The 15,581-nt window shown below is 62.8% G+C and carries 20 protein-coding genes and 1 tRNA gene; 12 read left to right on the top strand and 9 right to left on the bottom strand.

The annotated features are described in order from the left end of the window. Nucleotides 1-33: 33 nt before the first annotated feature. The 6 genes from IEX24_RS03030 to IEX24_RS03005 all read left to right on the top strand — a co-directional run bounded on the left by IEX24_RS03030 (nucleotide 34) and on the right by IEX24_RS03005 (nucleotide 4,144). Complete coding sequence (locus IEX24_RS03030; protein ID WP_188673438.1) at nucleotides 34-384, top strand: SdpI family protein; 351 nt, start codon at nucleotides 34-36, stop codon at nucleotides 382-384. 68 nt (nucleotides 385-452) lie between these two features. Continuing rightward, the gene (locus IEX24_RS03025; protein ID WP_188673434.1) at nucleotides 453-704 is read left to right on the top strand and encodes a hypothetical protein; all 252 of its coding nucleotides are present in this window, start codon (nucleotides 453-455) and stop codon (nucleotides 702-704) included. A gap of 10 nt (nucleotides 705-714) precedes the next feature. Next, on the top strand, nucleotides 715-1,353 hold the full coding sequence (locus IEX24_RS03020) for an MBL fold metallo-hydrolase (protein ID WP_188673429.1): 639 nt from the start codon (nucleotides 715-717) through the stop codon (nucleotides 1,351-1,353). Between the two features lie 203 nt (nucleotides 1,354-1,556). After that, complete coding sequence (locus IEX24_RS03015) at nucleotides 1,557-2,219, top strand: type IV toxin-antitoxin system AbiEi family antitoxin domain-containing protein (protein WP_188673426.1); 663 nt, start codon at nucleotides 1,557-1,559, stop codon at nucleotides 2,217-2,219. Next, entirely contained in the window at nucleotides 2,212-2,649 is a 438-nt protein-coding gene (locus tag IEX24_RS03010) for a nucleotidyl transferase AbiEii/AbiGii toxin family protein (RefSeq protein ID WP_188673423.1), read from the top strand. The genes IEX24_RS03015 and IEX24_RS03010 overlap by 8 nt, the downstream gene beginning before the upstream one ends. Before the next feature lie 400 nt (nucleotides 2,650-3,049). Continuing rightward, entirely contained in the window at nucleotides 3,050-4,144 is a 1,095-nt protein-coding gene (locus tag IEX24_RS03005; protein WP_229715050.1) for an FAD-dependent oxidoreductase, read from the top strand. A 172-nt stretch (nucleotides 4,145-4,316) separates the two neighbouring features. On the opposite strand, the gene IEX24_RS03000 is transcribed toward IEX24_RS03005, so the two are convergent. From IEX24_RS03000 to IEX24_RS02990, 3 genes are all read right to left on the bottom strand, one after another. Then, the gene (locus tag IEX24_RS03000; RefSeq protein ID WP_188673420.1) at nucleotides 4,317-4,760 is read right to left on the bottom strand and encodes an SRPBCC domain-containing protein; all 444 of its coding nucleotides are present in this window, start codon (nucleotides 4,758-4,760) and stop codon (nucleotides 4,317-4,319) included. Then, nucleotides 4,757-5,086, bottom strand: a complete 330-nt coding sequence (locus IEX24_RS02995; protein WP_188673417.1) for an ArsR/SmtB family transcription factor — start codon at nucleotides 5,084-5,086, stop codon at nucleotides 4,757-4,759. The genes IEX24_RS03000 and IEX24_RS02995 overlap by 4 nt, the downstream gene beginning before the upstream one ends. Nucleotides 5,087-5,234: 148 nt before the next feature. Then, a complete protein-coding gene (locus IEX24_RS02990) occupies nucleotides 5,235-5,825 on the bottom strand; it encodes a TetR/AcrR family transcriptional regulator (RefSeq protein ID WP_188673413.1) in 591 nt (196 codons plus the stop codon). 138 nt (nucleotides 5,826-5,963) lie between these two features. On the opposite strand from IEX24_RS02990, the gene IEX24_RS02985 reads away from it, so the two are divergent. Further along, on the top strand, nucleotides 5,964-6,719 hold the full coding sequence (locus IEX24_RS02985; protein ID WP_188673410.1) for an SDR family NAD(P)-dependent oxidoreductase: 756 nt from the start codon (nucleotides 5,964-5,966) through the stop codon (nucleotides 6,717-6,719). Nucleotides 6,720-6,809: 90 nt separating this feature from the next. Beyond that, entirely contained in the window at nucleotides 6,810-7,988 is a 1,179-nt protein-coding gene (locus IEX24_RS02980; protein ID WP_188673407.1) for an amidohydrolase, read from the top strand. Nucleotides 7,989-7,997: 9 nt separating this feature from the next. Here the strand turns inward: IEX24_RS02980 and IEX24_RS02975 are convergent, their stop codons facing one another. From IEX24_RS02975 to IEX24_RS02965, 3 genes are all read right to left on the bottom strand, one after another. After that, the gene (locus IEX24_RS02975; RefSeq protein ID WP_188673404.1) at nucleotides 7,998-8,321 is read right to left on the bottom strand and encodes a hypothetical protein; all 324 of its coding nucleotides are present in this window, start codon (nucleotides 8,319-8,321) and stop codon (nucleotides 7,998-8,000) included. A 38-nt stretch (nucleotides 8,322-8,359) separates the two neighbouring features. Continuing rightward, nucleotides 8,360-8,626, bottom strand: a complete 267-nt coding sequence (locus IEX24_RS02970; RefSeq protein ID WP_188673401.1) for a hypothetical protein — start codon at nucleotides 8,624-8,626, stop codon at nucleotides 8,360-8,362. A gap of 121 nt (nucleotides 8,627-8,747) precedes the next feature. Then, nucleotides 8,748-10,433, bottom strand: coding sequence for a CocE/NonD family hydrolase (locus tag IEX24_RS02965; RefSeq protein ID WP_188673398.1), 1,686 nt, complete (start codon nucleotides 10,431-10,433; stop codon nucleotides 8,748-8,750). A gap of 145 nt (nucleotides 10,434-10,578) precedes the next feature. Here IEX24_RS02965 and IEX24_RS02960 point away from each other — a divergent pair, with 145 nt between their 5' ends. The 3 genes from IEX24_RS02960 to IEX24_RS02950 are packed head-to-tail and all read left to right on the top strand — an operon-like array spanning nucleotide 10,579 to nucleotide 13,782. Continuing rightward, on the top strand, nucleotides 10,579-12,216 hold the full coding sequence (locus tag IEX24_RS02960) for an AMP-binding protein (protein WP_188673395.1): 1,638 nt from the start codon (nucleotides 10,579-10,581) through the stop codon (nucleotides 12,214-12,216). Continuing rightward, nucleotides 12,213-13,007, top strand: coding sequence for an enoyl-CoA hydratase/isomerase family protein (locus IEX24_RS02955; RefSeq protein ID WP_188673392.1), 795 nt, complete (start codon nucleotides 12,213-12,215; stop codon nucleotides 13,005-13,007). Before IEX24_RS02960 ends, IEX24_RS02955 begins: the two co-directional genes overlap by 4 nt. Next, complete coding sequence (locus IEX24_RS02950) at nucleotides 13,000-13,782, top strand: SDR family oxidoreductase (RefSeq protein ID WP_188673389.1); 783 nt, start codon at nucleotides 13,000-13,002, stop codon at nucleotides 13,780-13,782. The genes IEX24_RS02955 and IEX24_RS02950 overlap by 8 nt, the downstream gene beginning before the upstream one ends. A gap of 9 nt (nucleotides 13,783-13,791) precedes the next feature. On the opposite strand, the gene IEX24_RS02945 is transcribed toward IEX24_RS02950, so the two are convergent. After that, complete coding sequence (locus IEX24_RS02945) at nucleotides 13,792-14,355, bottom strand: TetR/AcrR family transcriptional regulator (RefSeq protein WP_203585950.1); 564 nt, start codon at nucleotides 14,353-14,355, stop codon at nucleotides 13,792-13,794. A 198-nt stretch (nucleotides 14,356-14,553) separates the two neighbouring features. After that, nucleotides 14,554-14,626 (bottom strand) — tRNA-Glu (locus IEX24_RS02940). 95 nt (nucleotides 14,627-14,721) lie between these two features. Here IEX24_RS02940 and IEX24_RS02935 point away from each other — a divergent pair. After that, a complete protein-coding gene (locus IEX24_RS02935; RefSeq protein ID WP_188673383.1) occupies nucleotides 14,722-15,234 on the top strand; it encodes a hypothetical protein in 513 nt (170 codons plus the stop codon). Here the strand turns inward: IEX24_RS02935 and IEX24_RS02930 are convergent. Next, the gene (locus tag IEX24_RS02930) at nucleotides 15,224-15,568 is read right to left on the bottom strand and encodes a hypothetical protein (protein ID WP_307821381.1); all 345 of its coding nucleotides are present in this window, start codon (nucleotides 15,566-15,568) and stop codon (nucleotides 15,224-15,226) included. The genes IEX24_RS02935 and IEX24_RS02930 overlap by 11 nt on opposite strands. Nucleotides 15,569-15,581: the final 13 nt, after the last annotated feature.

The following is a 15,581-nucleotide window of genomic DNA, read 5'->3' as shown; positions in this document are numbered from 1 at the left end:
TCAGTTAAGCGATAGTGTCGAACGATGTACTTCGTGCCAGGAACCAATATCGTCGCCTACATTCTGACCGCCGCACTCTTGCTAGTGGCGGTTGTCAATCAGTTGGCCGCGAGCGGCAGGATCAGGCGGAACGGATTCGTGGGCATCCGAATTCCGCCGACTCTGGCCAGCGAAGTTGGGTGGTCGGCTGGTCACCGAGCCGCTGCGGCACCCTTGTGGATCGGGTCTGTGCTCACGGCGGTCGCCTGCGTCGTCGCTCAGTTCTCGGTGGTCGGCGGCATCCCGTGCATTGTGCTCTTCGTGCTCAGTCTCGCAGGGTCGGTCGTTGCGGCCTGGCGGGGCGCGAGCCGCGCGATCGATTCGAATTCGGGTGGTACGAAGTGAACACACTATTGAGGCCGAGGCTTGTATTGTGGTGGGGCATCGCAATCGCCGTGGGAGGGTCGCTGCTGGTGATAGTAACGCCGATGGTGATCGACTGGATGTTCGTCAGCGGTGCGACGGATGAAGGTCAAGGCGTTCACGCTGCCGTCGAAGTAGTTCTGAGTGCGGCGGCGAGCGTGTTGCCTCCGCTTGGGGCGGCATTGATCGGGGCCGCGATTGTGATGGTCTATCTCGAGCGATACGGATACGCGAGGATTGACGGGGCGGCCGATGAGACCGCGGGGGGAAACGGCGATGCTCCTGGGCCCCGTTCGGCGTAGCCTGCTCGTTATGACACGTCGAAGTGCTGTAACCGTGACGCCGGTGCGCGTCGCCACTCTGCTCGCCGGAAAAGAGCAGATGCCCGTCTATGTGCACATCATCGATCACCCGGGCGGGCGCGTGCTCGTCGATACCGGAATGACCGATTTACACCCCGCGGTTGCCGACATGGACCCTCGCTTTGAGCCGCTGACCGAGCGCAGCATCGAGCTCGACAGCATCACTGCGGTCGTCAACACCCATCTTCACTTCGACCACTGCGGCGGCAACCACTTGTTCGCCGGGAGGCCGATTTACGTGCAACGCCAGGAGTTGGAAGATGCGCGCACGCAAGACGACTACACGATTCGCGAATGGGTGGATGCTGCGGGGGTGTACTATGTCGAAGTCGACGGTGAGTTCGAACCGCTGCCAGGGGTTCGGCTGCTTCCGGCGCCCGGCCACACGCGCGGCTCGCAGATCGTGGTCGTCGAGACCGACGATGGTTCCGTCGTGATCGCCGGCGACACTGCAGTGTGGTTCGGCGAGTTAGACGAGCCCGCCACGGAGGGGCAGCGGCTCATCCGCTCGCTCAATCCGCACGAGGTGTGGCTCGCGCACGTCGCCGAACCTTGGGTCGCCGGGTCACCGGGCGGCAACACCGCCTGAGTGCGCGACACAAAGCTCTACACCGCTAACCGGAATCAACAGTTCCATTGGGTACCTCCGGGAAGAAACAGTTGATGGCGGGCTAATTCGTTCGATCGTCGCCAGTCGTCAACTATACTGATTATTGCTCATGATAACGCGAGCTAGAGTGTCAGGGCGGAGGCAATTGCTTGAACAGGATACGGAGCGTACACTTTCCAAGCATGAAGGCCGCGGAGATTGACCTTGTGCTTGGGAGCCTGTCAGCGGGTCAATGGGGCATGCTCACGGCAACCCAGGCGCGCAATCGAGGAGTCAGCCGATCGAATCTCGCGCATCGCGAACGGGATGGGCGGCTCGAGCGGCTCGCCCACGGGGTGTACCGACAAGCGAGCGCTCCTGCTCTGCCCCTCGACGACCTCCACGCAGCGTGGCTGTCGACTAACCCAGCAAAGGTCGCGTACGAGCGCGCGCTCGATCCCGATGTCGTTGTGGGGTCTGCCGCGGCCGCGTTCGTTCACGGCATCGGCGACATTGATCCTCTGCCTTACCGGATGCTTGCGCGGGAGCGACGACAGACGCAGCGGCAAGAAGTTGCCTACAGCGGGCGCGAGCTGGATTCGGCTGACGTCACCAGCCGGGATGGGCTCCCAGTCACCACAGTCGAGCGCACTCTCGCCGATCTACTGCGTGACTACGGCGATATCTCGCTGACCGCGGATGCTCTCCGCGATGCGACACGACTACACGACCTCGACGAGGTAAGACTCGTCGAGCTGCTCGCTCCGCTGGCACAACGGTACGGGCATCCGGCCGGCCGAGGCGATGAACTGCTGAGCCAGCTACGCGATGCGGTTCAGGGCCCAACGCAGGTTTCCGGTGAGTGAGTTCATCAACGGCCGCGCGATGGCCCATGCCATCAGTCAGGCCGCACGCAATGCCGCTGGTGGCAAAGGCCACGTCGACGTGAAGCGGCACATCGACCAGGCATATTACGACCGATTTTTATGCAGGGTGTTCAGCGAGCAAGACCAACGCCTGCTTCTGAAAGGGGGCACTCGAGTTCTTGCATCAGTGCCATCAGGCCGGGCCACGAAAGACATTGATCTCGAAGCGCGCGAGCACACGCTCGACGCGGCGATTGCCATGCTGAGAACGCGTGCGTCGGTCGATCTTGGCGACTTTCTCGTATTCACGTACGCCGGATCCCGCCGGGCCATAGGCACCAACCAACCAAGCGTTGAGGCCATGCAAGTGAAGTTCGACGTCCTGACGGGCAAGGATCGTCTCGCGCGAAAGACCTTGCCGACATCGTGATTCTCGCGCCGCACGAACACGTCGATGCCGCAGATCTGGGTCGCGCCATCCGCTCAGAGGCTGCGAATCGGCGGATACCGCCATTCACCTCAGTAACCGTGTCGGATGCGATTCGGGCCGGCTATGGCAGGTTGGCATCGACGATCCCCGCGCTCACCGGGTTTCGAACGTGGGAGGAATCAGCGGGGCGCATGAACCAGCTCATTGAGCCAGTACTGGGCGGCAGAATCAAGACGGGATGTTGGCGCCCGGAAGATCAAGTTTGGTATTAGCCATCAACGCCCACACGTCACTGGGCGCCGTTTTGAGTATCGAGGCGGAGCTGATCTGAGCTCTGGCAGACCCCAAGGCCGGCCAGAAACCAGGTGACGAACGGCGTGAGAGTTGGGATGATCGTGGCATGACCACGAACGCTTCCACCGAACCGACCGTCATCACCACCCGCGTGTGCATCGCCGGGGGCGGCCCCGCCGGGGTCATGCTGGGCCTGCTTCTGGCACGAGCCGGCATCGACGTTGTGGTGCTTGAGAAGCACACAGACTTCTTCCGCGATTTTCGGGGTGACACCGTGCATCCGTCGACTCTGAACGTGATCGATCAACTCGGGTTGCGTGAGGCATTCGACCAGGTCGCGCACACGCCGCTGCCCCGGCTAGACGTGGTGCTGAACGAGGTGCGGCTGCACGCGATCGACTTCAAGACCCTGCCCGAGCCGAATCAGGCGATCACGCTCATGCCGCAGTGGGACCTGCTGAATCTGCTCGCCGCCGAGGGCGCCCGCTCGCCGCACTTCGACCTGCGAATGAGGGCGGATGTGACCGATGTGGTGCGCCGCAACGGGCGCGTCGTCGGGGTCACGGCTCGCACCGAAAGCGGCCTTCTTCAGGTCGACGCCGAGCTCACCGTTGCCGCCGACGGGCGAGACTCTACCGTTCGAAAGGCGTTGGGCCTCCCTGAGCGCACGTTCGGCGTGCCCGTCGATGTGACATGGTTCCGTCTCGACAAGCCAGAGAACCTGCCCGACACCCTCGGCTACATCAGCGACACGTCGTTTCTGGTCACCATCCCCCGCCCGGACTATCTGCAGTGCGCGCTGCTCATCCCGAAGGGGTCATTCGAATCGCTGCGTGAAAGCGGACTCGACACTTTTCGCGAGCGGGTGCTTCGAGCGTCGCCGCGACTGAAGAGCGTCATCAACGGCCTTGACGATTGGCAACAGATCAAGCTTCTCACCGTACAGATCAACCGATTGAAGACCTGGGCGGTTCCGGGCGCTCTGTGTATCGGCGACGCAGCCCACGCGATGTCTCCGATCTTCGGCGTGGGCATCAACTACGCGGTTCAGGATGCCGTGCCACCGCCAATCTGCTCGTTCCCGTTCTGCGGGGTGAGGCTTCGGCCGAGGCTATCGACGCCGCGGCAAGGGCGGTGCAGCGGCGGCGCGAACGCCCGACGGCGAAGATGCAGCTCATCCAGCGCGCAGTGCACCGCTTGATCGGCGCCGGCAGTGGCATGCACGCTCTGAGCAATCCTCCGACGGCACTCCAGCGCGCGTTCCTCCGCACGGTGATGCCGTTGGTTCGCCCGCGCGCTGCGCGCATGGTGGGCTACGGGTTTCGGCCGGAGACCGTCGACGAGAGCGTGCTCAGGGTGCAGGTCTGAAGTACTCAGGCGCCAGCATCCGGAGCAGAGGCCAACTGCACGTAGCCGGCGAGAACGATCTGCCAGCCGTTGTTGTACTCATCGCGAGCCACGGCGGGGTCGGCGAACGACTCCCAGCCGTCATGGATGAGCGTGACAAGCGTTCCCTGGTCTGATTCAGCGAAGGTCACGGTGATGCGGCTGGCCTGCGACTCGTCTTTGCCGGGGTGCCAGGTGAACGAGAGCGAATGCGGCGGGAGCCATTCGGTTACGGTTCCCCACACCGTCTCTTCGCCGGTCGCCGAGTGCTCCACGATGCGATCATCGACGAAAGCTACAGTGCTGTTGTGAAAGACACTGATCGCAGGGATGGGCCACCAGCCGCCGATCTGCCGCGTAAAGACGTCGAACGCGATTGCAGGAGACCCCGGCACCATGACTTCACGCCGAACGGGTGCGAGGTCGCTCATTTCGCTGACTCCTCTTCGATTCGCAGCGCGACCGCGCGGGCGTACTCCGAGAGCACGTGATCCCAGGTGGCGACCAGCCACTGCTGAGCAGGCGCGAACCCATCGGGGGCGAGCGCGTAGAGGTTGCGGGTTCCGCGGGAGGTGTGCTGAACCAGCCCCGCCTCGCTGAGCACCCGCAGCTGTCTACTCACCGCCGATCGGCCAACGGGTACGTGCTCGGCTATCGCCCCGACGGGCTGTGGCCCGCCAGCGAGAACCTCGAGGATGCGCCGGCGCGCGGGTTCGCCGAGGGCGTCGAAGACACGGGCCTGTGATTGGTTACTCATGAGTAATGGTTACCACAGAGTAACGGATGGCGCAAGTGCTCGAACACGCCGCTGGGGCCTAAACCGCCAGCGAAGGCTCATGCGGGCGGCGCTTCGTGATGCGGGAGCAGAGCATCCGGAGACCGAGAGAGGCATCGGCCGCACGAGTTCAGGCGGGAAACGCGCGAAGTGCCCGTTCAGCCACGCGCAACAGGGCGACTCGGGATGCTCCCCCGGCAGCCTGCACGGCCAAGCCGCTCGAGACGGTGTTGAGGTATTTGGCGAGGTCGACGGGGTCTTCGTCGCGGCCGAGGTCGCCCTCGTCGATGGCTCTGGCGAAGCGGCCGGCGAAACGGGCCTCGCCGGCGGCACGACTCGACGCGAGAAAGTCGACGACGCGCTGATCGGTGGTCGCTCCGGCAAGGCCGCCTTGAATCGAGAGGCAGCCGGGCGGTTTGGCGGGGTCGGTGATCGCGAGCACATTGCTCTGGAGGTAGTGCTCGGCGACGGTGCGCGCTGTGGGCTGGTCGAGGGCTTCGTCGACGTAGGCCATGTCGACCCGGGCGTAGCGGCCGACGGCGAGCTTGAAGGTCTGCTCTTTGTTGCCGAAGGCGGCGTAGAGGCTCGGCCGGTTGATACCCATCGATCGGGTCAGGTCGTCGAGAGTGGTGCCCTCATAGCCCTGGCGCCAGAACACGTCGATCGCGGCATCCAGTGCGTCGTCGAGATCGAAGCCGCGCGGGCGCCCTCGTTCTGCCATGCTCTACCTCCTTGTCTTCGGGCCTGACGCGCCACCGCCAGCCATTCTGTACCGATCTGAACAATTTTAGTCGATTCGGGAATGCGGGTGCCTCCTTCCGCATTTATGTACTCAAGAGAACACAATCGGAGGAACATCATGACCACATCCCTTTCACTCCCCCTCGCCGGCAAGACCGCCCTCGTCACAGGCGCCTCCCGCGGAATCGGGGCCGGCATCGCCCGCGAGCTCGCCCGCCAAGGCGCAAAAGTCGCCATCACCTACTGGTCGTCGTCTGAGCGCGCCGAAGACGTGGTGCGAGAGATTCGCGAGGCGGGCGGCGAGGCTCTGGCGATTCGCGCAAACAATGGTGATGCCGATGCGGCTAGGCAGGGTGTGAAGGATGCCGTGATCGCGCTCGGCTCCCTCGACATTCTGGTGAACAACGCCGGCGGCGGCTGGTTCGAGTCGTTCGCCGACACTCCCGATGAGCACATCGAGCACACGATCGACCTCAACATCCGCGGCACGATCTACGCGACGCAGGAGGCGATCAAGCACCTGCCCGACGGCGGGCGCATCATCACGATCGGCAGCATCAACGCCGAGAGCATTCCCTTCCCCGGCGGAACGATCTACGGCATGAGCAAGGCCGCGATGGTGGGCTTCACCCAGGGGCTGGCGCGTGACCTCGGCGCTCGCGGCATCACGGTGAACAACGTGCAGCCGGGCCCCATCGACACAGACGGCAACCCGGCCGGCGGCGAATCGGGGGCGTTTCTTGCTGGGCTCACGGCGCTCGGGCGCTTCGGCACGGCAGCGGATGTCGGCGGGCTGGTGGCGTGGATCGCGAGCGACGCGGCCAGCTTCATGACGGGTTCGACCGTGACGATCGACGGGGGCTGGACGGCTTGAGGGCGGCGCGTGTCGGCGGCCTTCGGAGTGTCTTCGTGCCCCGACGCCTCTGGTAGTGACGCACGTGAACGGAGGAGGCAGGATGGGTGTATGAACATCGACGATCTGTACCGAGACCTGCACGAGCATCCTGAACTATCGTTCGAAGAGACGCGAACGGCTGCAATCGCAGCAACGGAGCTGCGCACTGCAGGCTTTGATGTGATCGAGCACATCGGGGTCACCGGGGTGGTCGGGGTTCTGCGAAACGGCGACGGGCCGACCGTGCTGCTTCGCGCAGATATGGATGCGTTGCCGGTCGACGAAGACACCGGCCTTGCGTACGCGAGCACGGTGCCGGGGGTCATGCACGCGTGCGGGCACGACGTACATGTGGCCTGCCTGGTGGGCGCCGCCCATGAGCTGGCCGCCACGCGAACCGAGTGGAGCGGCACGATCGTCGCCCTCTTTCAGCCGGCCGAGGAGGTCGGCAATGGCGCTCAATCGATGCTCGACGACGGGCTGTACGAGAGGGTTCCTCTGCCGGATGTGGTGCTCGGCCAACACGTGGGGCCGGCACCGGCGGGGATGCTCGGGGCTCACTCCGGCGCCGCGTTCGCTTCAGCCGACAGCCTCGACATCACGGTGCGCGGGCGCGGCGGCCATGGGTCACGGCCCGAGACGACGATCGACCCCATCGTGGTGGCGGCGGCCATCGTCGGCCGGCTGCAGACGATCATCTCGCGAGAGGTCGCGCCGCAGGAGGTCGCCGTCGTGACGGTCGGTCGGCTGAATTCGGGCACGAAGAACAACATCATTCCGGAGAGTGCCGAGCTCGGGTTGAGCGTTCGTGCGTACAGCGAGGAGGTGCGGGCGCGGTTGCTCAGTTCTATCGAGCGCATTGCGGGTGGCGAAGCCGCGGCGTCGGGTGCGCCTGAGCCGGCGATCGAGTTCGCCGAGTCGTTTCCGGTGACGGTCAACGATCCGGTTGCCACCGAGCGCACGATGGGCGCTTTTCGGTCGGCGTTCGGTGAGCAGGCCGTGCTCGACCCCGGGCAGGTCTCTGGCAGCGAAGACGTGGGGCTGCTCGCGACTGCCGCGAATGCGCCACTCGTGTACTGGATACTCGGGGGCGTGCATCCGGAGACCTACCTCGCGGCCGCGAGCGCGGGCACTGTCGACAGCGACATTCCGTCGAACCATTCGCCGAAGTTCGCGCCCGCGATTCAGCCGACGCTGGCGAGGGGCGTTGCCGCGCTCGTCACCGCAGCGCGGGAATGGTTGCAGTAGGTCGGCACCTCAGGCGAGTTCGTTCAACTCGGTCAGCGCCGCGTTCCAGTGGTAGGCCGAGATCGCGTCGGCGAAGGTCGACTGGCCTTCTCCCGAACCGAGGTGGATGCCCGTGGCGTCGTCTCGCAAACTGACGGTATAGGCGTTTTCGGTCTTGCCACTATTCACGTGAAACAGCAGGCTGAGGTCTCGTTTGTGCATTTTGCCCGTCACGACGCTTTCGTTCGCATCGCGGTCGGTGTCGGCCTCGACAAACGGCCCCTGGATGAACGGACCGCCGCCCTGGGCAGCTAAAGCCTCGTTCACGAGCTTGACGAGCGGTTCGATCTTCATCAGTGCTTCTTTCGAATTGACGTACAGAACAGGCGCGCTTACGAGACGTCGATGACGACTTGACGCCAGTCGGAGTCGGATTCGACCTGGCGGGAGGGCGTGGCGTTGTTGCCGACCCATTTGCCCTCGCGGCGGCTGATGTGAGCGATGAGCTCCTCTTCGGCGTGCAACGTCCAGGTCGGTTCGTCGTCTTCGGTGCCGTCGGCGCGCAAAGTGTGCTGCACGCCGTCGCGCCAGAAGGTCGCTTCGCCTGTCTCGGGAAGCTCGATGTCGGCAATGGTGGGTTGTGAATCAGGATCGGTCATGACCGCACATTAGACCCGCGCGCGACCGCGGGCAAGGGTTCACAGGCGTGAATCGCGCCTAGCACGTCAGAGGTGCCGGTCGGGTGCCTCGACGAAAAGTTTTCGAGGCACGCCCACCCGCTCAAACCTGACCATCGACCTCACGGGGCACCACGGGCAGCAGAAGGTGTGATGGATGCGTCGCGTCGTGGAAGATTTTCTGGGCCGCGACCCGGAAGTCGGTAGCGTCTCTCGCCTCGCCTTCTGAGGTATTGGTGTTCCGATCCCAGCGCGGAAAGTTGCTGGAAGTGACCTGCACTCGGAGGCGGTGGCCCTGTTTGAATACGAATGACGTAGACCAGAGGTCGATGTTCACTTCGGCGACTTCGTTCGGCTCTGCCGCGGTTCGAAGAATGCCATCCACGACGTTCAGCGAGATACCGTTTCGGTCGACATCGCACAGCCGCACAACCCAGTCCGTCGAGGGGCCATCGGTCGCCACATACAGTGTGGCAGCGACGCGTCCGGTGACTTCCACGTCGGCATCGAGCGGTTCAGAGGTGAAGACGAGCACATCGTCGCGCGCCTCGGTAGCAGCCTGATCGACAGGCCCGAAAGGGAACTCGCTCGACGTAAGGGTGTTGCCCCCTCGCGTAAGCACGGGATTCAGCGGGTCATAGCTGTAGGCAGATGGCGTGGTCTCCTCTGTGACGGGTTGCCAGCTCAAGCCCGATGATCCCGTCAAGAAGAGAGGCGTCGCCTCGGCGCGTGCGAGCGGCCAGTCCGATTCGTGACGCCACTGATTATCGCCCATGACGAAGATCAGCACCCCTGATTCATGCGCCTGCGTAGCGGGCTCGCCTTTCAGCCAATGGTCGTACCAGGCGAGATGCATATCTGTCAGCGGCGAACCGGCCGGAGCCAACGACGACAATCCAAAATTGACGTCGCCGACCTGAGGTGTCGAGTTCCCTAATGTCGTATGCGCCCATGGACCTACGATCAATCGGGTCGTCAGGCCCCGCGCCCTCATTCCGATGTAGTTGTCGAGCGAGCCCTGCTGAAACACATCGTTCCATCCCGCAAAGATCATGCTCGGTACCTCGATATCGCTGTACCTGTTCGCAATCCGCGACTCGTCACTCGCTGCCGAGTCATCCAAGGCACGAGCGACACCGATGTCTGGTTGCCCCGCTCTTTCGATGGCAGGGTGGTGCCCGGCGGGAAGCTCCCAGTAAACCCGCTCCGCTAAGTCATCGATGTCGCCGATGGTCGAAGAGAACTTCGTCATGAGTTGCTCGATCGGCAGACCGACCTTGGGGTACTGGGCGAAAGCTTGCCCCAGCCCCCACCAGGTATTCATACCGAGCTCAATCGCGCCGCTTCTGAACGTGAGACCATTCTCAGGGTCACTCCAGGTGACCCCCGGCACTATCGTGACGAGATGCGGGGGCTGCGAAACAGCCGCATTCCACTGAGTGCTCCCCATGTAGCTCACGCCGAACATGCCGACTTTGCCGTTGCTGCCCGGCAGCTGCGCGGCCCACTCGATCGTGTCGTACCCGTCTTCGCGTTCAAAGGCCCAGGGCAACCACTCCCCTTCCGATGCGAACCGACCACGGGTGTCTTGAATGACGACAATGTAGCCACGCCTCGCCGCCACTCGCACGTCGAACTGCGAATCGTAAAAGTAATTCTTTCCGTACGGTGTTCGTTGAACGAGCACCGGATGATCGTTCCCATCAGCTGGCCGGTAGACGTCTGCGCGCAGAATGGTTCCATCTCGCAGAGGCACATCAACGTCGAATTCGATCTCTACCTGGTGCATGTGTCTCCCTTGACGATGCATAAATTGATACGGACTTACTATCGACGGTACTGAATGCACCGCCTCTCTGCTACAGTACGAGAATCAAGATGAGTACGCAAGTATCTGCTTTCGTACTTCCGTACCTCTAGATCAAGGATGATTTATGCAAGGCCACGAGTTCTATGAACAAATCGCGGGCGCTTACCGGGATTCTGGCGCCACGGCCGCCGATATCCTGTGCGATCGGCACGACCCCGCAACTACCGCTTACACGATTGCCGATGGCGACTCCATCGTTCGTGTGACATACGGCGAACTGAGACGCCAATCCATTGAGCTCGCCAACGCCATGCGCCAACTCGGCATCAAGCCAGGTTCGCGGGTGGCGACGCTGCTCGGTAAAGGGCCAGAGCTGATCACGATCATGGTCGCGACATGGCGTATTGGTGCCGTTTACCTGCCGCTCTTCACTGCGTTCGCGACTCCCGCAATAGATTTCCGGCTTCGCACCGCAGATGCAGCCCTCGTCTTCACCGATCAGGCCCAGCGCGGCAAACTACCGGTTTCGAATTCGAACCCTTGGCGCGTGGTCGTCGTCGGAGAGTCGGCCGAGACCATCGACACCGACATCTCGTACACCGAACTCATCGACGGAGCGTCTCCCGATGAAGATTCGCCCTCGTACGTTCAAGGACCAGACGGCGAATTCGTGCACATCTTCACCTCGGGAACGACGGGGCAACCCAAGGGGGTCATTCACCCCCTCCGTCACGCTGCGGGTTGGCAGAGTTACCTCGAATACGGCCTTGGAGTCACAGCCGACGATACCTATTGGTGCGCCGCAGATCCCGGGTGGGCGTACGGCCTCTATTCGGCAGTCATCGCTCCACTCGCCGCGGGCACCGGCACCGTACTACAGACCGGCAATTTCGAGCCGCACCGTGCATGGTCGCTGATCACCGATGCGAAGGTCACGAACTTCAGCGCCGCTCCCACGGTGTACCGTGCCATCCGCAGCGCGTATCCCCACCTCTCCGGCACCACCACGCTGACGAAGCTATCCAGTTGTGGAGAGCCACTCACGCCCGAGGTGAATGTCTGGGCTCTCAGTGAGCTCGGCCAGTTGGTTTACGACGATTTCGGCCAAACCGAGGTCGGCATGATTTTCTCTAACCCACATCATCCTGACCTCGCGAAGCCCGTTGTGCCTGGCTCGATGGGATACCCTCTGCCGGGTTGGTCAGCCACCATATTGGCCGAAGAAAAAGAAGAGGTGTTGAGTGCCGGCGAGATCGGCCGGGTCGCAATCGACACTCACAACAGTCCTGCGATGACCTTCACGAACTACCAAGACCCCACAAAGTCGGCCTCGCGCTTCTCGGCAGACGGGCGATATTACATACTCGGTGATCTGGGATCGCAAGACGAGTCAGGCGCCTTCCGATTCTCCGCTCGCGATGACGACGTCATCATCATGGCCGGTTATCGCATCGGTCCGTTCGAGATCGAATCTGTACTGAGCAAGCACCCGTCAATAGCTGAAAGCGCAGCCATTGCCGCACCAGACAAAGAACGCGGCGAAGTGCTCGAGGCCTACATCGTGCTGCGTCCCGACGAGGTGCCATCCGACCAACTCGCCACCGACATTCAGGTCTTCGTCAAACAGAACTACGCCGCTCACGCCTACCCTCGCCGAATCCACTTCGTGCCCGAGTTGCCCAAGACACCGAGCGGGAAGATTCAAAGAGCAGTTCTTCGTCAACAGCGGCGGGAAGAGCTTGAGGCGGAGACTTCGGAGTGACAGCGCCCTCGGTGCTCGTCGAGCAACACGGCTCCGTTAGATGGCTCATTCTCAACCGCCCCGAGCATCGCAACGCGATGAACGACGACATGATCGGTCTGCTCAGTAGCCACGCGCGCGACGCCGAGCAAGATTCGGCTACCTCCGTCATCGTTGTGGCCGGAGAAGGAAAGAGCTTCAGCGCGGGTGGCGACTTCCGCCATTTTCTCGCCATGGACGAAAGCGAGGGCATCCTGCCGTTTCTCGAACGTGTCTCAGAGTGCTTCGCCCGAATTGAAGCCAGTACAAAGCCCTGGATCGCAGCTATCCAGGGTCATGCGGTCGCCGGGGGTCTGGAGCTTGCTCTGGTATGCGACGCCGTCATCGCCGCGCACGGAACCCTCATCGGTGACGCACACCTGAATAACCGGCTCCTCCCGGGTGCGGGCTCGAGTGTGCGGCTCGAGCGCGCGATCGGCAAGGCCAATGCACGCTGGATGCACCTCAGTGGCGAATTGCAGCAGGCCGAAGAGTTCACCGCGATCGGATGGATCCGAGACGTCGTGCCCATCAATGAACTGCGAAGCAGAGCACAACGTTTGGCTCTCCGCCTTGCCGCCCACGACCAGGCCGCCCAACAAAACATGAAACGCCTTCTTCTCTCACTCGAAGACCGGCGCGCGAGTGAGGGCCTCCGCCGTGAACTCGAAGCCTTCGGTGACAACTGGGTCGAGCACGATGTACCGTCAGCGCTTCGCGCATTTCTCAGCACACGAACCACGCAGAATTCGAGGGAAATTGACCATGACTGAAACTCGCGAAGCGACGACCGGGCGCTACGTCGGGCGCACAGTGCTCATCACCGGGGCGGCGCAAGGGCTGGGATTAGCGATGGCAGAACGATTCGCCTTCGAAGGCGCAAGCCTGGCGATAGGGGATCTCAGCGAAGACGCGATCACTGACGCGGCACGGCACATTCACGAGTCGTACGGCGTCGACGTTACTGCGACCAGAATGGATGTCACGGACTCGACTCACGTCACTGATTGGGTCGCGGCGTCTCGTGACCGTCACGGCACGATAGACGTGCTCATCAACAATGCAGGAATCATTCGCGATAACCGAATCGAGAACATCTCCGACGAGGATTGGGCTGCAGTCGTCGACGTCAGCCTCACCGGCGCGTTTCTCTGCTCTCGCGCGGTTTTCCCCCACATGCGCAACCAACGGTATGGGCGAATCATCTCGTTCTCATCGATGTCGTGGCGCGGCAACTTCGGGCAAGTGAACTACGTAGCAGCGAAGGCAGGGGTGGTCGGGCTCACACGAGGGTTGGCGCTCGAAGGCGCCCGCTACGGAATCACGGCCAATGCGATTGCGCCAGGGCTGATCAGCACACCCATGCTGGAATCGATGAATGCCGAAGCCCGTACCCTGCTGGTCGGCAAAGTGCCGATGAAACGTGCAGGTGATCCTTCCAACATCGCAGAAGGAGCGGCGTTCTTGGCCTCCGAGGCAGCCTCATACATCACAGGGGTCGTTCTCGATATCGACGGAGGCATCTCTATCGGGTCGTCACTCAGATGAACGGCGACGTCACTTCCTGACCGAAAGACCGTTGACGAGAAGTTCTCCGAGCTCGTAATAGGCTTCGCCGGCGCTGAGCCCAGTCTGCTGGAGAAGCTCGCCCGATTGCATTCCCTCGATCAAGAGGGCAGCCGCCTGGCCGGCTAAAGCTGCATCTGATCGACGGAAATGCCCAGACGTGACCCCCTCCTCGATAAAACCCCTGACGCGCCTTGCAGCGGCCTCGGAATTGAGGCGATAGATCGCCTCGGTGGGCTCGTAACTGACCATGTCGACGTAGAACTCCACCGAATTTCGCTGCATCGCCGTGCCGACCCCGTTGAGGTACCGGATGATGCGGCGGCCCGGATCCGGCTCGTCTGCCACTTCGCGCTCTACGGTCGCCGTTGTCTTTGCGAAAAAGTGTCGCGTTGCCGCCTGGATGATCTGCTCGCGCGAGTCAGCGACCGAGTACAGCGTTGTCTTCGAACAACGCAATCGCCGGCACAGGTCGTCGATGGTGAGAGAGCTGAAGCCCTGCTCGAGGAAGATCTCCTCGAGTTGATCGAGAAGAACCTCGCGTCGGGCGGACAATCCGTTTCGCCGGGCGCTTGCATCACGCCGCGCTTCGACGGGGGTACGAGTGTGTGCCATGACAGTAAAACTACCGTGGATCGGTACGAGAGGCCCGAATTCGGTATCCGCCTCGGCTGTCGGGTGCGAGAGGCCCGAAAAATGAAAGTGCCCGGTTTCCCTCAGAAAGGGAACCGGGCCTCGTCAGCTAATACAGTGTGACCCCAACCGGATTCGAACCGGTGTTACCGCCGTGAGAGGGCGATGTCCTAGGCCGCTAAACGATGGGGCCGATTAGACAACTTAACGAGTATGCCATACCTTCAAGGAGCTGCGCCAATTGGAGCGGTGGGCATCGTCGAAGGTGATTGTGTGAGGGGCAGAGGCATGGGCATCCGTTTCGCCAAAATCAGCGTGGGGCTTGCGATCGGGATGCTCGCTGTGACGGCGTTCACCGGATGCGCCTCGAACGACAGCTGCGCCACCGGGCGCACGGGCAGTGACTGCGGGGCGCCGGCAACGACCGCCGCGAGCACGACCCCCACGAACAATGGCGGCACCACGAACAGCACCGGAACCGGCATCACCACCGGCGCGCCAGGCGCAGGAGGTACAAGCGTGATCGCCCCGATCATCATCGACCCCACCGAGATCAGCGGTCAGGTCGTGACCGTGGGGCTCAATAACGTCATCGTGATCAGCGCCGGAACGACTCCCGTCACGTCATTCACAGCAACGGTGGGCGAGCCGACCATCGGAAAGTTCGTGCCCGGCAAGGTCGACGGTTCGGCCACGTTCAATCCGGGCATCCAGCCGCTCGCAGCCGGCGCATCGACGGTCACCATCACGAACACCGACACGGGGGTGTCGTCGCTGTTCGACATGATCGTCACGCCGTAAGCGCGATCGCGATCGCGGGGTCGGGCACGGGCACGGTCGCGAGCACGCGGGTGCCGAGCTCGGTCACTTGGCGAGCGGGGCGCCTGTCAACGCGATGAGGTTGCCGCAGGTGTCGTCGAACACGGCCATGGCTACCGGGCCCATTGTGGTGGGCGACTGGATGAACGTGACACCCTTTCGCGCGCGAGTCTGTGTAGCTCGCGGCGACGTCAGGCACCTCGAACGAGGTGAAGGCGACGCTGTCGGTCTTGAGCGCTGCCTTGAAGGTGGCGGCGGCAGGGTGTGCGTCGGGTTCGGGCAGCAGCTCTACGCCGTCGGAATTCTCTGCCGACACCACCGTGAGTCAG

The organism is Subtercola lobariae, from assembly GCF_014640255.1.
Classification (GTDB): domain Bacteria; phylum Actinomycetota; class Actinomycetes; order Actinomycetales; family Microbacteriaceae; genus Subtercola; species Subtercola lobariae.
Note: the sequence above shows the minus strand (reverse complement) of the source record. Positions and strands in the feature narration are given on the sequence as shown.

Excerpts from the sequence above, each read along its gene's own strand:
- IEX24_RS03020 (WP_188673429.1), top strand. The coding sequence starts at position 715 with ATGACACGTCGAAGTGCTGTAACCGTGACGCCGGTGCGCGTCGCCACT.
- IEX24_RS02980 (WP_188673407.1), top strand. The coding sequence starts at position 6,810 with ATGAACATCGACGATCTGTACCGAGACCTGCACGAGCATCCTGAACTA.
- IEX24_RS02970 (WP_188673401.1), bottom strand. The coding sequence starts at position 8,626 with ATGACCGATCCTGATTCACAACCCACCATTGCCGACATCGAGCTTCCC.
- IEX24_RS03000 (WP_188673420.1), bottom strand. The coding sequence starts at position 4,760 with ATGAGCGACCTCGCACCCGTTCGGCGTGAAGTCATGGTGCCGGGGTCT.
- IEX24_RS02950 (WP_188673389.1), top strand. The coding sequence starts at position 13,000 with ATGACTGAAACTCGCGAAGCGACGACCGGGCGCTACGTCGGGCGCACA.
- IEX24_RS02960 (WP_188673395.1), top strand. The coding sequence starts at position 10,579 with ATGCAAGGCCACGAGTTCTATGAACAAATCGCGGGCGCTTACCGGGAT.
- IEX24_RS02935 (WP_188673383.1), top strand. The coding sequence starts at position 14,722 with ATGGGCATCCGTTTCGCCAAAATCAGCGTGGGGCTTGCGATCGGGATG.
- IEX24_RS02990 (WP_188673413.1), bottom strand. The coding sequence starts at position 5,825 with ATGGCAGAACGAGGGCGCCCGCGCGGCTTCGATCTCGACGACGCACTG.
- IEX24_RS03015 (WP_188673426.1), top strand. The coding sequence starts at position 1,557 with ATGAAGGCCGCGGAGATTGACCTTGTGCTTGGGAGCCTGTCAGCGGGT.
- IEX24_RS02975 (WP_188673404.1), bottom strand. The coding sequence starts at position 8,321 with ATGAAGATCGAACCGCTCGTCAAGCTCGTGAACGAGGCTTTAGCTGCC.
- IEX24_RS02995 (WP_188673417.1), bottom strand. The coding sequence starts at position 5,086 with ATGAGTAACCAATCACAGGCCCGTGTCTTCGACGCCCTCGGCGAACCC.
- IEX24_RS02985 (WP_188673410.1), top strand. The coding sequence starts at position 5,964 with ATGACCACATCCCTTTCACTCCCCCTCGCCGGCAAGACCGCCCTCGTC.
- IEX24_RS02965 (WP_188673398.1), bottom strand. The coding sequence starts at position 10,433 with ATGCACCAGGTAGAGATCGAATTCGACGTTGATGTGCCTCTGCGAGAT.
- IEX24_RS03005 (WP_229715050.1), top strand. The coding sequence starts at position 3,050 with ATGACCACGAACGCTTCCACCGAACCGACCGTCATCACCACCCGCGTG.